Origin of the sequence: Luteimonas campi (genome assembly GCF_051162505.1) — a bacterium.
GTDB lineage: Bacteria > Pseudomonadota > Gammaproteobacteria > Xanthomonadales > Xanthomonadaceae > Luteimonas.
In genome coordinates, this window is sequence record NZ_JBNWEM010000005.1 from 43,459 (window position 1) to 58,255 (window position 14,797).

General features: G+C 70.6%; 10 protein-coding genes. 8 read left to right on the plus strand and 2 right to left on the minus strand.

Going from position 1 to position 14,797, the window contains the following annotated elements; genetic code table 11:
* Positions 1-129 precede the first annotated feature (129 nt).
* Positions 130-945 carry a vitamin K epoxide reductase family protein gene (locus ACQYVW_RS14240; RefSeq protein ID WP_434935710.1) on the plus strand — a complete coding sequence of 272 codons (816 nt, stop codon included), beginning with the start codon at positions 130-132 and terminating at the stop codon, positions 943-945.
* A 221-nt stretch (positions 946-1,166) separates the two neighbouring features.
* Here the strand turns inward: ACQYVW_RS14240 and ACQYVW_RS14245 are convergent, their stop codons facing one another.
* The gene (locus ACQYVW_RS14245; RefSeq protein ID WP_434935708.1) at positions 1,167-2,042 is read right to left on the minus strand and encodes an outer membrane protein assembly factor BamD; all 876 of its coding nucleotides are present in this window, start codon (positions 2,040-2,042) and stop codon (positions 1,167-1,169) included.
* Between the two features lie 86 nt (positions 2,043-2,128).
* Between ACQYVW_RS14245 and rluD the strand changes: the two genes are divergently transcribed.
* Together rluD and pgeF are read left to right on the plus strand one after the other, a co-directional pair.
* The gene (rluD, locus tag ACQYVW_RS14250) at positions 2,129-3,124 is read left to right on the plus strand and encodes a 23S rRNA pseudouridine(1911/1915/1917) synthase RluD (RefSeq protein WP_434935706.1); all 996 of its coding nucleotides are present in this window, start codon (positions 2,129-2,131) and stop codon (positions 3,122-3,124) included.
* Complete coding sequence (gene pgeF / locus ACQYVW_RS14255) at positions 3,121-3,960, plus strand: peptidoglycan editing factor PgeF (protein WP_434947443.1); 840 nt, start codon at positions 3,121-3,123, stop codon at positions 3,958-3,960. The genes rluD and pgeF overlap by 4 nt, the downstream gene beginning before the upstream one ends.
* A 137-nt stretch (positions 3,961-4,097) precedes the next feature.
* Here pgeF and ACQYVW_RS14260 read toward each other — a convergent pair whose 3' ends face one another.
* Positions 4,098-6,518 (minus strand): TonB-dependent receptor plug domain-containing protein, encoded by a 2,421-nt coding sequence (locus tag ACQYVW_RS14260; protein ID WP_434947444.1) that lies wholly within the window; start codon positions 6,516-6,518, stop codon positions 4,098-4,100.
* 194 nt (positions 6,519-6,712) lie between these two features.
* Here ACQYVW_RS14260 and ACQYVW_RS14265 point away from each other — a divergent pair, with 194 nt between their 5' ends.
* The 5 genes from ACQYVW_RS14265 to clpB all read left to right on the plus strand — a co-directional run bounded on the left by ACQYVW_RS14265 (position 6,713) and on the right by clpB (position 14,636).
* Complete coding sequence (locus tag ACQYVW_RS14265) at positions 6,713-7,171, plus strand: DUF3574 domain-containing protein (RefSeq protein ID WP_434947445.1); 459 nt, start codon at positions 6,713-6,715, stop codon at positions 7,169-7,171.
* A gap of 67 nt (positions 7,172-7,238) precedes the next feature.
* Positions 7,239-9,509, plus strand: coding sequence for a TonB-dependent receptor (locus tag ACQYVW_RS14270; RefSeq protein ID WP_434947446.1), 2,271 nt, complete (start codon positions 7,239-7,241; stop codon positions 9,507-9,509).
* Between the two features lie 119 nt (positions 9,510-9,628).
* On the plus strand, positions 9,629-11,236 hold the full coding sequence (locus ACQYVW_RS14275; protein ID WP_434947447.1) for a SulP family inorganic anion transporter: 1,608 nt from the start codon (positions 9,629-9,631) through the stop codon (positions 11,234-11,236).
* Positions 11,237-11,303: 67 nt separating this feature from the next.
* The gene (locus ACQYVW_RS14280) at positions 11,304-11,834 is read left to right on the plus strand and encodes a DUF4166 domain-containing protein (protein WP_434947448.1); all 531 of its coding nucleotides are present in this window, start codon (positions 11,304-11,306) and stop codon (positions 11,832-11,834) included.
* 216 nt (positions 11,835-12,050) lie between these two features.
* On the plus strand, positions 12,051-14,636 hold the full coding sequence (clpB, locus tag ACQYVW_RS14285) for an ATP-dependent chaperone ClpB (RefSeq protein WP_434947449.1): 2,586 nt from the start codon (positions 12,051-12,053) through the stop codon (positions 14,634-14,636).
* The last annotated feature ends 161 nt before the right edge of the window (positions 14,637-14,797 follow it).

The window sequence follows — 14,797 nt, forward strand, 5'->3', positions numbered from 1 at the left end:
TGCGCGACGCACAGCAGCCGGGGGCCACAGGGCATGAGCAGGAAATCCAGCGGCAAGCGCCGCAGGCCGGATGCGCGCCGCGGCGACGCGGCGGCTTCCACATCCGCGGGCCCGGCGCCGGCGGAGGCCTTGTCCCGGACCGGACTGGCGCTGCGCGTGCTCACCGTTGCCGGGTTGCTGCTGACCGCCTGGTTGGCCTGGACAGGCTGGGGCGGAGGCAGTCCGGCGTTCTGCGCACAGGGCTCGGGTTGCGAGGTCGTGCAGGGCAGCCGCTGGTCGCGCTTTCTCGGCTTGCCCATCGCGCTGTGGGGGTTTGCACTGTATGCGGCGCTGGCGTGGACGGCCTGGCGGCCGGGGCCGAGGCTGCAGCGCTGGCGACGCCTGTGGCGCCTGTCCTTCCTCGGGCTGGCGATCAGCGTGTACCTCACCGTGGCCGGCCTCGTCGTGCTGCAGGCGGTCTGCGCGTGGTGCCTGGCATCGCTCGCGCTCATGCTGGCGATCTTCGTGCTGGTGCACCTCGCCCGTCCCGACGCGGCGCCGGGCACGCCCTGGCCGACCTGGTGGCTGGGCAACGCGCTGCTGGCGCTGGGGCTGCTGGCCGTGCTGCAGCTCTCGGCCATGGGTCTGCTGGAACGACGCGAGGAGCCGCGGCTGCGCGCGCTGGCCGAGCATCTCTCGCAATCGGGTGCGAAGTTCTACGGCGCCTCCTGGTGCCCGGTCTGCAACGAGCAGAAGAACGCGTTCGGCGCGGCGGCGCGGCACCTGCCCTATGTGGAATGTTCGCCCAATGGCCGCAACGGCGGCGTCGCGTTCGAATGCCTGAGCGCCGGGGTGGGCGGCTATCCGACCTGGGTGATCGAGCGCCAGCACCACGTGGAGGTGCTGACGCCCGAACGCCTGGCGCGGCTGAGCGGCTTCGACTGGGAGGCGGCGGCCAGCCAGTAGCCGGCCGGTGCCCGCAACCGCGGGCCGCATGTTTCCGGCGCTGGCCTCGCCGCCGGCGCCATCGCGCGGGCCAGCGCCCGTGCCGGGATCAGCGATGTTGACGCGACCCGGCGGCGGCATGCCGGCGTGCTCGCGTACCCCGCGTGCGGAGCCCAGCTCCGCAGGCCGCATGCGAAAACGCCGCCCGGAGGCGGCGTCTGCGCGATCGGCACCAGCGGGTTTCAGTCGCGCTCGCGGTCGTCGTTGTCCACCGCCGACTTTTCGCCCGCGAAGGGGTTGAGCTTGCGGATGTTCCAGGGATAGTTCGGCCAGTCGCCGCTGAGGAAGGGGTGGCTGGGGTCGTTCTGCTGCAGCACGCGGCGCGCGTCGGCGGCCAGGGTCTCGTTGCCCAGCTCGGTATAGGCGGCGGCGAGCACCGCCACGGCGTCGTTCTGGAACTCGCTCTGCGGGTAGGTTTCCAGCAGGTAGGTCGCGCGGTCGGCCGCGGCCACCCAGGCGTCGCGGCGCAGGTAGTACAGCGCCGTCTCGATCTCGTGGCGGGCGAACATGTTGCGCAGCGCCACCATCCGCTGCCGGGCATCGTCGGCATAGCGGCTGCCGGGATAGCGCTCGATCAGGGTGTTGAAGTCCGAATAGGCCTGGTTGGGCGTGGCCAGGTCGCGCCGGCTGGCGTCGAGCTTCCACACACGCTGCAGGAACACCGTGTCGCGGTTGGCGTTCACCAGGCCGCGCAAGTAGTACATGTACGGCGTGTTCTTGTGCGTGGGGTAGGTGCGCAGGAAGCGGTCGATGGTGGAGATCGCCTCCTCGTTGTTGCCCATCTTGAACTGCGCGTAGGCGGTTTCCATCAACGCCTGCTCGGTATACGGGCCGTACGGGTACTGGGCCAGCAGGCGGCGGTAGGTGACGGCGGCGCCGGACCAGTTGCCGTTGCGCATCTGGCCCTGGCCCTTGTCGTAGAGCTCCTCGACCGGGACGCCCTCGTTCTCGTCCTCGTCCTTGAACGCGCCCTTCAGTCGCGCGCAGCCGGAGGCGGTCATGACGATCACGAGCAGCAGCAGCACGGTGCGGTGGAACGGAGACAGGCGGACGGTCATGGGCACCGGGGCAGGCAAGGCACGAAGGGCGGATAATACCAGCCCGTCCCGGTCCGCCGGGTCCATCGCCTGAATCGCAGCCGTCCATGTCCGATCCCGGTCCCGCCGACACCCCGCCACGCGAGGCCCGCGTCCCCGAAACCGCCGCCGGGCGCCGCTTCGACGCGGTCCTGGCCGAGCTGTTCCCCGAGTTCTCGCGTTCGCGCCTGACCGCCTGGATCCGCTCCGGCGACGTGCTGCTCGACGGCCGGGAGCCGCGGCCGCGCGACCCGGTGCGCGGTGGCGAGCAGGTCAGCCTGCGCGCGCGGCTGGAGGAGGAGACCCGCGCCGAGCCGCAGGACATCCCGCTGCAGGTGCTGTACGAGGACGACGAGGTCCTGGTGATCGACAAGCCTGCCGGCCTGGTGGTGCATCCGGGCGCGGGCAACCCCGACGGCACCCTGGTCAACGCGCTACTGCACCGCCATCCGGAGCTGGCCAGCGTGCCGCGGGCGGGGGTGGTGCACCGGCTCGACAAGGACACCTCGGGCGTCATGGTGGTGGCGCGCACCCTGCAGGCGCAGACCGCGCTGGTGGAGCAGCTGTCGGCGCGCGGCGTGCATCGCCAGTACCTGGCGGTGGTCACCGGCGCGCTGGTGGCCGGCGGTACGGTCGATGCGCCGATCGACCGCCATCCCCGCGACCGGGTACGCATGGCGGTGCGGGAGGACGGCCGCGAGGCGGTGACCCATTACCGTCTGCGCGAACGCTTCCGGGCGCATACCGCGCTGGAGTGCCGGCTCGAGACCGGGCGCACCCACCAGATCCGCGTGCACATGACCCATGTGCGCCATCCCATCGTCGGCGATCCGCTGTACGGCGGGCCGCTCAAGCTGCCCAAGGGCGCGTCGGACGACCTGGTGGCGGTGCTGCGCGGCTTCCGGCGCCAGGCCCTGCATGCCGAGACGCTGGAGTTCGCGCACCCGGCCCACGGCGAGCCGGTGCGCTGCAGTGCGCCGGTGCCCGGCGACATGCTGCAACTGATGGCGGCCCTGCGCGTGGATGCGGCCACGCAGGCCGAGGCCGGGCGCCCACGCCGGTGAGCGACCGCGTCCCGGCGGCCGCGCCGTTTCCCGCGAACGTGCGCGCGTTCACCACCCTGCGCTACGGCGCGGGCGCGTCGGCGGCGCCGTTCGATACCTTCAACCTGGGCAATTTCCGCGGCGCCGCAGGCGACGATCCTGGGGTCGTGGCGCGCAACCGTGCGGAGCTGGTCGAGCGCTTCGGGCTGCCGTCCTGGCCGCACTGGCTGCGCCAGGTGCACGGGACGGGCGTGTTGCGGATCGACGAGGCAGGATCGCGGCCGGCCGGGGCGAACCCGGGCGCCGCCGCCCAGGCAGGCGCTCCGCAGGCCGCAACGGCCGCCGGCCCGGGCGACGAAGAGCCCGAGGCCGATGCCGCGGTCACTTCGGTGCCCCATGTGGTGCTGGCCATCCTCACCGCCGACTGCCTGCCGGTGGTGTTCGCCGCGCGCGACGGCGGCGAGATCGCCGCGGCGCACGCCGGCTGGCCAGGCCTGTCGCAAGGCATGCTGGAGGCCACGCTGGCGGCGATGCGCACGCGTCCGGCGGAGGTGCTGGCCTGGATCGGTCCCTGCGCGGGTCCCGCGCGCTACGAAGTGGGACGCGATGTATTCGATGCCTTCTTGGGCCGGGATGCAGGCGCGGCTGCGGCGTTCGTGCCGTCCCGCGAGGGCCACTGGCTGGCCGACCTCCCCGCCCTGGCCAGGCGGCGGCTGGTGGCGGCCGGCATGCGGCCGCAGGACATCCACGGCGGCGCGGCCTGCACGATCTCGTCGCCGGACCGGTTCTTCTCGCATCGCCGCGATGGCCGCAGCGGGCGCATCGCGACGGTCGCCTGGCTCGAACCAGCGCGCTGACGCCAACTGCGTCCGCAATGGGGGTTCGCTCGAGGGATGGGTGGCGGCCCATCACCGACGCCGGGACGGTCGCGACACCGCATCCACCCGGGGCCTGCCCGCCACCGCCCGGAGCGGCGGCGGGCAGACGCACTGCCTCAGAACGCGTAGCGCAGGCGCGTGTAGTAGTACGCACCGTTGCTGCCGATCGGCGACAGCACGTCGTAGGGCAGGTTGCCGAAGTAATGGATATCTTCGTTGGAGCGGTCGGGATATTCGTCCGTCAGGTTCTGTCCGCCCAGCGCCACGGCCCAGCGTTGTCCGAACCGGTACTCGATCTCCGCATCGAGCTGGAACTCGGCGCCGTAGACCTGTTCGGGCTCGAAACCGCCGCCGAAGTTGAAGACGCGCTTGGCGCTGCCGTGGCGCTGCACGCGCGCGAGCAGGTTCCAGCGGTCGTTGTTCCAGTTGGCGCTGAACTGGGCACGGGTACGCGGCGCGGCGTCGGTGATGGTGTTGCTCTCCTCGACGCCGAACAGGATGTAGCCCGGATCCAGCGCGGCCAGCTGGGCCGGGGTGGCGACGACGTTCTCCAGCTCGGTCTTGGCGTAGCTCCAGGTGCCGGTGAGCAGCAGCTGGCCGCCGGCAAGCGCGTCGCGCCAGTTGCCGACCACTTCGGCGCCGCGCGTGCGGGTGTCGGCGGCGTTGACGAAGAACTGCGCGCTCTGGATGCGGGCGACGTCGAAGTTGGCGTCGACGAAGTCGGTCAGCGCCTGGCCGGTGATCGCCTCGGACAGGGCGATGCGGTCGTCGATGCTGATCTGGAACAGGTCGAAGGACAGGTCGAAGCGCTCGCCGATGCGGCTGGTGAAGCCCAGGCTCAGGTTGACCGACTGCTCCGGATCGAGGTTGGTGGCGCCGAGCGCGCGCGCGATCGGGTTGTTCACCGACAGCAGGCGGCCTTCGACGATCTGGCCGGCGGCGTTGTAGCCGGTGCTGGTCGATTCATAGCCCACCTGCGCCAGCGACGGCGCGCGGAAGTTGTTCGACACCGCGCCGCGCAGGGCGAAGCCCGGGCCGAACGCATAGCGTGCGGCCAGCTTGCCGGTGAGTTCGCCGCCGAAATCCTCGTAGTCCTCGTAGCGCACGGCCACGTCAGTGGTCAGGCGTTCGCCGATGCTGCTGGCCACGCTGGCGTAGACGCTGGCCACGCTCCGGTCGAGGTCGGCTTGGTCCTGCGGGGTCAGGCCGCCGCCTGCCTGCGAGCCGGCGGGCCGGTCGCCGTAGGGGCCCACGGCATAGCTGGCCGGGTCGCCGGCACCGGTCTCGTACCGCTCCACCCGATACTCCGCGCCCAGGGCGAGAGTGTGCAGCTGGTCGCGGCGCGCGAAGCCGCGGCTGAGGTCGAGATTGGCGAGCGTCTGCGAGAAAGCGTAGTCGCCGGTGTGGAAGCTGGTGGGGCTGGACGGGCCCAGCGAACTGTTGATCGAGTCGCGCAGCCGGTAGGTGAACTCGTTGCGACCGTGGTTCACGCTCGCGTCGAGGTCCCACTCCCCGCGTTGCGCGCGCACGCCGGCGACCAGGGCGGCATCGAGGTTCTCGCCGATCGAGACCGGACGGAAGCCGTCGGGGTACACCTCGGGCCAGTTTGCGGCGCTGTCGGGATAGCGGAAGTAGTTCGCGCCTTCGGTATCGCGCTGGTTGTACGTGCCGAAGGCGTAGAACGTCGACGCCTCGCCCAGCGCCACTTCGCTGTGGAACCAGGCGTTGATATCGCGCGAATCGCCATCGCCCAGGTGGTAGTTGCGCTGGCCCTGTACGGCCAGGTTGGGCGGGCTCTGGTCCCACGGCGGGACCTGGTCGAAGCCGGCACGGTTGGTGCCCGAGCGCTCCTTGAACTCCACGCCCACGCGCAGGAAACCGTCCTCGCCCAGGGCGGTGCCCACCTTGCCGCTGAGCTGCGCGGTCTGGCCGTCGGTGAGGGTCTGGCCGATGGGCTCGACCTCGGTGTGGTGCAGGCCGTAGCTGGCTTCGATGGCGCCGCCGTAGGCGCCGTCGTCGAGGATCACGTTGATCACCCCGGCCACCGCGTCGGAGCCGTACTGCGCGCCGGCGCCGTCGCGCAGCACTTCGATGCGCTTGATCGCCGACACCGGGATGGCGTTGAAGTCGACCGGGGTGGTGCCGCGTCCGATCTTGCTGCCGGTGCTGACCAGGGCCGAGGTGTGGCGGCGCTTGCCGTTGACCAGCACCAGCACCTGGTCGGGCGCGAGGCCGCGCAGCTGCGCGGCGCGCACGTGGTCGGCACCACCGGAGTTGGACTGGCGCGGGAAGTTGAACGAGGGCAGCAGGGCCTGCAGGGCGCTGCCGAGTTCGCCGTTGGCCGCGCCGGCGCGGCGCAGGTCTTCGGCGCTCAGGACATCGACAGGCGAAGTGGACTCCAGCGCCGTGCGGTCGCTGGCGCGGGTGCCGGTGACGATCACCTGGTCGAGGGTGGTGACGGCCTCCTGGGCCAGGGCGGTCGCGGACAGGGCCAGGCCGATGGCTGCGGCCAGGGGAAGGCGGTAGTGCAGGGACATGGAGGTGCTCCGGGACAAAGATCGAGCCGGTGAACCTCCCTATCCATCCGGATGAAGAGATATGGTATGAAAGTCCCACCCGCTCCGGATATGCCGGGCGCATCGCCAATCCGCATCGACTCATGACTGAAGGTTATTTGCCCACGACGCCAGGCAGCGAGGACGCTGCCCCGCCCGCGCCGAGCCGCCCCGGTATGCGAGTTCCCCTGTCCCTGCTGTTGTGCGCGCTGCTGGTCGCCTGCGCGAGTACGCCGGACGCGGATCCGGCTTCCGCCACCTCCAGCCTGCATGGCGACGCGGCGCGGCCGGCGCAGGCGCAGGGCTGGGTGCGCAGCGAGCTGTACTTCGGCGTCGGCAAGGCCAATATCGACCCTGCGGTCGAGGCGATCGGCGAGGCGCAGTGGCGGGACTTCCTCGATCGGGAGGTGACGCCGCGGTTCCCCGATGGCTTGACCGTGCTCGACGGCTACGGGCAGTGGCTGTTCCGCGGCAATCCCGAACCCAACCGGCTGCAGTCCAAGGTCCTGGTGATCCTGCACGAGGACAGCCCGCAGCGCAGCGCCGACATCGAGGCCATCCGCCTGGCATGGAAGCAGGCCCACGGCCACCAGTCGGTGCTGTGGTCGCGCCAGCCGGTCACAGTCTCGTTCTGATCCGGCCGGCCGGGCGCCGACGCGCCCCTCGGCTTACTCTCCTTACTTCCTCCAGCTGGCCAGCGCCATGACCTCCCTCTCCCGCAGCTTCATGCTCCGTCGCCATCGTCCCAGCCTCCTGGCGCTCGCGCTGGCCTTGCCCCTGGTCGCCCAGGCCCAGGACGCGGTGACCCTGGACGCGCTGGAAGTGACCGCGCAGCGCCGGGTCGAAAACATCCAGGACGTGCCGGTCTCGATCAGCACGCTGTCGGGCGAGAAGCTCGGCGTACTGGCCTCGGGCGCGGGCGATGTGCGCTTCCTGTCCGGGCGCGTGCCCAGCCTCAACATCGAGTCCTCGTTCGGGCGCGCCTTCCCGCGCTTCTATATCCGCGGCCTGGGCAATACCGACTTCGACCTCAACGCATCGCAGCCGGTGTCGCTGGTCTACGACGACGTGGTGCAGGAAAACCCCATCCTCAAGGGCTTCCCGGTGTTCGACCTGGAGCGCATCGAGGTGCTGCGCGGCCCGCAGGGGACTCTGTTCGGGCGCAACAGCCCGGCCGGCGTGGTGAAGTTCGAATCGGCCAGGCCCTCGCAGGAGGCCGGCGGATACACGCGCCTGGCAGCCGGCACCGACGGCCTGTGGAACCTGGAGGGGGCGTATGGCGGGGCGCTGACCGACCGCTGGTCGTTCCGCGTGTCGGCGCTGTACCAGCGCCGCGAAGACTCGGTGGAGAACACCCATCCGGGGGCGGCCAACGATGGCCTGGAAGGCTTCGACGAATCCGCCGCGCGCGTGCAGTTCCTGTACGAGGGCGATGATTTCGAGGCGTTGTTCAACCTGCATGGCCGCCACCTCAACGGCACCGCGCGCGTGTTCCGCGCCAATATCATCCAGCCGGGCACGAACGACCTGGTGCCGGGCTTCGACCGCGACCGGGTGGCCATCGACGGGCAGAACTTCTCCGAACTCGACAGCCAGGGCGGCAGCGCCCGCCTGCGCTGGGACCTGGGCGACTACAACCTGTATTCGATCACCGGCTACGAGACGGTGGAGACGATCAACCGCGGCGATATCGACGGTGGCTACGGTGCGGTATTCCTGCCGCCGGAGCTGACCGGCCCGGGCATCATCCCGTTCGCCTCCGAATCCGCCGACGGCCTGCCGGACCATCGCCAGATCACCCAGGAATTCCGCATCGAATCCGACACCGGCAACCGCTTCGAGTGGCAGGCCGGCCTGTTCTGGTTCGACGAGGACCTGACCGTCGACAGCTTCAACTACGATTCGCTGACGCCCGGCAACCCGCGCGCCGGGTATGCGGTGCAGACCCAGCGCAACAAGGCCTGGGCGGTGTTCGCCTCGGGCGAGTTCGCGGCGACGGAACAGTTCAAGCTGCGCGGCGGCCTGCGTTACACCAACGACGAGAAGGAATTCAGCGCCACCGTGTTCGAAGGCGCGCCCTTCGGCGCGCCGGTGGGCGGGCCGTACAACGTCTCGGTCGACGACAGCAACGTGAGCTGGGACCTGAGCGGCGTGTACGAAGCCACCGACGCGGTGAACCTGTACGCGCGCGTGGCGACCGGCTTCCGCGCCCCGTCGATCCAGGGCCGACTGCTGTTCGCCGATCCGTCCGCGTCCAATGGCGGCGTGACCACGGCGAGCTCGGAAGACGTGATCTCGTTCGAGGCCGGCATCAAGGCCGACCTGTGGGATCGCCGTGCGCGCCTGGGGCTGAACGTATTCCGCTACGAGGTGGACGACCAGCAGATCATCGCGGTCGGCGGCGGCGCCAATATCGCCACCCTGCTCAACGCCGACCGCACCAGCGGCCAGGGCGTGGAGCTCGACCTGGAAGCCTGGCTGACCGATTCGCTGCTGCTGACCCTGGGCAGCAGCTACAACGACACCGAGATCGAGGATGTCAACCTCTCGGTGGCCGGTTGCGCGCAGTGCACGGTCACCGATCCGCCGGTGCTCGACGGCAACGGCCAGCCGACCGGTCGCTACTACATCGACGGCAACGCGCTGCCGCAGTCGCCCAAGTGGGTGCACAACCTGACCGCGCGCTGGGGCGTGCCGGTGGGGCAGGGCGAGTTCTTCGTGTTCACCGACTGGGCCTACCGCAGCGAGGTGAACTTCTTCCTCTACGAATCGCCGGAGTTCACCGGCAAGTCGAGCCTGGAGGGCGGCCTGCGCCTGGGCTACAACTGGGCCGATGGCGATCGCGAAGTGGCGCTGTTCGGTCGCAACATTACCGACCAGCTGCGCGTGGTCGGCGGCATCGACTTCAACAATCTCACCGGCTTCCTCAACGAGCCGCGCACGCTGGGCGTGGAGTTCACGGCCAGGTTCTGACGGCACGCCGCGTCGCCTCGCCGCCCTGCGCCGGGGGGCGCGGCGACGCCCGACAGCTTCCAGCGACTGCCAGGGACGGGCGGCCGGATCCCCTCGCCTGCGCCCGAGCATCCCAAGGCATGACCCAGACCCTGCATTCCCGCCACCAGCCGTGGTTCGTCCCCGGCGACCTCAACGGCTTCTTCGGCCTGGTGGTCGACAACCTGTCGATCCTGGGCTTCATCGCCATGGCCCTGGTGGGCATCTTCGGCTTCCCGGCCGAGGTGGTGTTCACGCGCATGTTCCCGGGCACGGCGCTGGGCGTGCTGCTCGGCAACCTGGCCTATACCTGGATGGCGCGGCGCCTGGCGCAGCGCACCGGGCGCGAGGACGTGACCGCGATGCCGCTCGGCCTGGATGCGCCGACCAGCATCGGCATGGCGCTGCTGGTGCTGGGCCCGGCCTTCGTCGCGTTCAAGACGGGCGGGATGGACGAGCAGTCCGCCGCGATCGCCACCTGGCAGCTGGGCATGGCTTCGCTGGTGGTGATGGGCCTGCTCAAGACGGCGCTGTCGTTCGCCGGCGACTGGATCACGCGGGTGCTGCCGCGGGCGGCGCTGCTGGGTTCGATCGGTGGCGCGGCGCTGGCGCTGCTGGGCTTCCTGCCGCTGGTCGAACTGTTGCGCCATCCGGTGGTCGGGCTGGTGACGTTCGGCCTGCTGCTGTACGCGCTGGTGGCGCGCGGGCCGCTGCCGCTGCGGATCCCGGGCGTGCTGCTCGCCTTTCTGGTCGGCACGCTGCTGTACTACGCGCTCGGCATCGCGGGACTCGGCGTGCCGGGCTTCGCCCTACCCGAACCGGTGCGCGCCTCGCCGCGGCTGCCGCTGCCTTCGCTCGGCTTTGTCGAGGGACTGCCGGCGACCGTGCCCTATCTGCCGCTGCTGCTGCCCTTCGGCCTGCTGATGGTGGTGGGCGGCATCAACGTCAGCGAGAGCGCGCGCGCGGCCGGCGACGATTACCGTACCCGCGACGTGCTGCTGGTCGAGGCCCTCTCGACCCTGGTGGCCGGCGTCTGCGGCGGCGTGGCCCAGACCACGCCCTACATCGGCCAGCCGGCCTACAAGCAGATGGGTGCGCGCAGCGGCTACACGCTGCTGACCGGCCTGTTCGTCGGCCTCGGCGGGATGCTGGGCCTGGTCGCGGGACTGGTGCAGTGGCTGCCGCTGGCGGTGCTGGCGCCGATCATCGTCTATGTGGGCATCGGCATCACCGTCCAGGCCTTCCATGCCACCCCTGGGCGCCATGCCCCGGCGGTGGCGTTGGCCTTCCTGCCCTCGCTGGCCTACCTGCTGGCCATCAAGCTCGGCAACCCGGCCTGGATCGCGCCGGACCGCTTCGCCGCGCTGTACGCCGAGACCGGCGCGCACGGGCTGCCGGAACTCGCGGCCCTGGTCACCCTGGGCAACGGCTTCATCATCACTGCGATGCTGTGGGCGGCCCTGCTGGTGGCGATGATCGAGGGGAGGATGCGGGCGGCCGCAGGCGTGCTGCTGCTGTGCGCGGCGCTGACCCTGTTCGGCGTGATCCATTCGGTCGATCCGCGCGGCGGTATCTACCTGCCGTGGACCCTGGAGGGCCTGCGGGCGGTGATCGCCTGGCAGTTGGCCGGCGGCTATGCCGCGCTGGCGCTGCTGCTGGGAGCGCTGTCGCTGCAGCGCCGGGATCCCGCGACCGCAGACCCGACGTAGCGGCCGACGGGTCTGGCGGGCATGCGGCAGCGGCTATCCTTTGCGCCCCGTCCTCCCGATCCCGTGCATGCAGCCCTCCGTGTTCCAACAGGCGCTCGGCGCCGCGTTCTTCCGCCTGCCGCAGAGCCTGCGCAGGCTGCACGCGGCGCAAGGGCGCTTCCGCTACGCCGGTCGCGCGACGATCGAACGCGGGCGCAACCCGCTGGCCCGGCTGTACGCATGGAGCGCGGGACTGCCGGCCGCAGGCAGCGATGTGGCGACCGTGGTCGACTTCGACTGCGGACCGCGCCGCGAAGCCTGGCGCCGCGTGTTCGGCGCTGCGCGCATGACCTCGACCCTGGTGCTGCGCGATGGCCTGCTGCGCGAGCGCCTGGGGCCACTGCAGTTCCGCTTCGCCCTGCACGCCAACGATGGCGCGATCTGGTGGACGGTGGCGGGCGTGCGCGTGTTCGGGCTGCTGCCGCTGCCGGCCTCGCTGTTCGACGGCGTGCGTTGCCGCGAGTACGAGCAGGACGAGCGCTACCGGTTCGAGGTCGAGGCCACGCTGCCGCTGGCCGGCCGCGTCATCCGCTACGCCGGCTGGCTGGAGCCGGCCTGAGCCGCGCCGCCGACGCGGCGCATCCGCGGGCCGCGTCGCCGGACGGCTGACGGCATCATCGCGGCCGGCGATCCGGGCGCGGCCCTCCCCGCAAGCCGGGCAGGCGCCGCCCCCGGGGGATGTGGGCGCGCACCGACAGGCTTGTATCCCCGCCGTCCACCCGCATCTGGGAGACATCGCCGGCGTGGCCGGCCATTTCCCTTGAGGAAACTCCCCATGCGGATGGACAAACTCACTTCCCGCTTCACCGCGGCCCTGCAGGACGCGCAGTCCCTGGCCGTGGGCCGCGACCACAACTTCATCGAGCCGGTGCACCTGCTGGTGGCCCTGATCGACCAGCAGGGCGGCGGCACCCGTCCGCTGCTGTCCCAGGCCGGGGTCAACGTGCCGCTGCTGCGCGAGCGGCTGGGCGAGGCGCTGGAGAAGCTGCCGAAGGTGACCGGCCAGGCCGGCCAGCTCTCGGTCGGCAACGACCTGATGCGCCTGCTCAACGTGACCGACAAGCTGGCCCAGCAGCGCGGCGATGCCTTCATCGCCTCGGAACTGTTCCTGCTCGCCGCGCTGGAGGACAGCGGCGAGGCCGGGCGCGCGCTCAAGGCCGCGGGCGCGTCGAAGCAGACCCTGGAAGCGGCGATCGACAAGGTCCGCGGCGGCGAGCGCGTGCAGGACGAGAACGCCGAGGAATCGCGCCAGGCGCTGGAGAAATACACCATCGACCTGACCGCGCGCGCGGAGAGCGGCAAGCTCGATCCGGTGATCGGCCGCGACGAGGAAATCCGCCGCACCATCCAGGTGCTGCAGCGGCGCACCAAGAACAACCCGGTGCTGATCGGCGAGCCCGGCGTGGGCAAGACCGCCATCGCCGAAGGCCTGGCCCAGCGCATCGTCAATGGCGAGGTGCCCGAGGGCCTGCGCGGCAAGCGCGTGCTGTCGCTGGACATGGGCGCGCTGATCGCCGGCGCCAAGTTCCGCGGCGAGTTCGAGGAGCGCCTCAAGGGCGTGCTCAACGACCTGGCCAAGAACGAGGGCCAGATCATCCTGTTCATCGACGAGCTGCACACCATGGTCGGCGCCGGCAAGGCCGATGGCGCCATGGACGCGGGCAACATGCTCAAGCCGGCGCTGGCGCGCGGCGAGCTGCACTGCATCGGTGCGACCACACTCGACGAGTACCGCAAGTACGTGGAGAAGGACGCGGCCCTGGAGCGCCGCTTCCAGAAGGTGTTCGTGGGCGAGCCGACGGTGGAGGACACCATCGCCATCCTGCGCGGCCTGAAGGAGCGCTATGCCGTGCACCATGGCGTGGAGATCACCGACCCGGCCATCGTCGCCGCGGCCACGCTGTCCAACCGCTACATCGCCGACCGCCAGCTGCCGGACAAGGCCATCGACCTGATGGACGAGGCGGCCAGCCGCATCCGCATGGAGATCGACTCCAAGCCCGAGGACCTCGACCGCAAGGAGCGCCGCCTGATCCAGCTCAAGATCCAGCGCGAGGCGCTGAAGAAGGAGAAGGACGCCGAGTCGAAGCAGCGCCTGGCCGACCTCGAGACCGAGATCGAAGGCCTGGAGCGCGAGTACAACGACCTCGAGGAGATCTGGAAGGCCGAGAAGGCCACGGTGCAGGGCGCGACCAGGATCAAGGAGCAGATCGAGCAGGCGCGCCTGCAGCTCGAGGCCGCGCAGCGCCAGCAGGATTACGCGAAGATGAGCGAGATCCAGTACGGCACGCTGCCGGAGCTGGAGAAGCAGCTCAAGGCCGCGCAGGAGGCCGAGACCAGCGGCTTCCAGCTACTGCAGGACCGGGTGACGGCCGAGGAGATCGCGCAGGTGGTCGCGCGCTGGACCGGCATTCCGGTCAGCAAGATGCTCGAGGGCGAGCGCGAGAAGCTGCTCAAGATGGAGGAGGCGCTGCACGCGCGCGTGGTCGGCCAGGAGGAGGCGATCAAGGTGGTGTCCGACGCGGTACGCCGCTCGCGCGCGGGCCTCTCGGATCCCGACCGTCCCAGCGGCTCGTTCCTGTTCCTCGGCCCCACCGGCGTGGGCAAGACCGAGCTGTGCAAGGCGCTGGCCGAGTTCCTGTTCGATTCGAGCGACGCGATGGTGCGCATCGACATGAGCGAGTTCATGGAGAAGCACGCCGTCTCGCGGCTGGTCGGTGCGCCCCCGGGCTATGTCGGCTACGAGGAGGGCGGCTACCTCACCGAGGCGGTGCGGCGCCGGCCCTACAGCGTGATCCTGCTCGACGAGGTCGAGAAGGCGCACCCGGACGTGTTCAACATCCTGCTGCAGGTGCTCGACGACGGGCGCCTGACCGATGGCCAGGGGCGCACGGTGGACTTCCGCAACACCGTGATCGTGATGACCTCCAACCTCGGCTCGCACCAGATCCAGGAGATGGCCGGCGACGATTCGCCCGAGGCCTACCTGCAGATGAAGGCCTCGGTGATGGGCGTGGTGCAGGCGCATTTCCGTCCCGAGTTCATCAACCGGCTCGACGACATCGTCGTGTTCCACCCGCTGGACAAGGCGCAGATCAAGGCGATCGCGCGGATCCAGCTGCGCGGGCTGGAGCGGCGGCTGCACGAGCGTGGCATCCGCATCGAGGTCTCGGACAACGCCTTCGAGCTGCTCGGCAACGTCGGCTTCGACCCGGTCTATGGCGCGCGTCCGCTCAAGCGCGCCATCCAGCAGCAGCTGGAGAACCCGCTGGCGCAGCAGATCCTGTCGGGCGCGTTCGGCAACGGCGATACGGTGCGGGTGGATGCCGAGGGCGGGAAGCTGGTGTTCGGGAAGGGCTGACGGCGGCCATTCCGCGAAGTGCAGGGCGCTCCCAGAGGTGCTCGGGAAGTAGTTCTCGAGCCTCGTGGGAGCGCGCTTGCGCGCGAACCGCATTCGCGGCCAAGGCCGCTCCCACACACCGACCCTGCCATCGCAGTCACCTCTGGGAGCGCGCTCGCGCG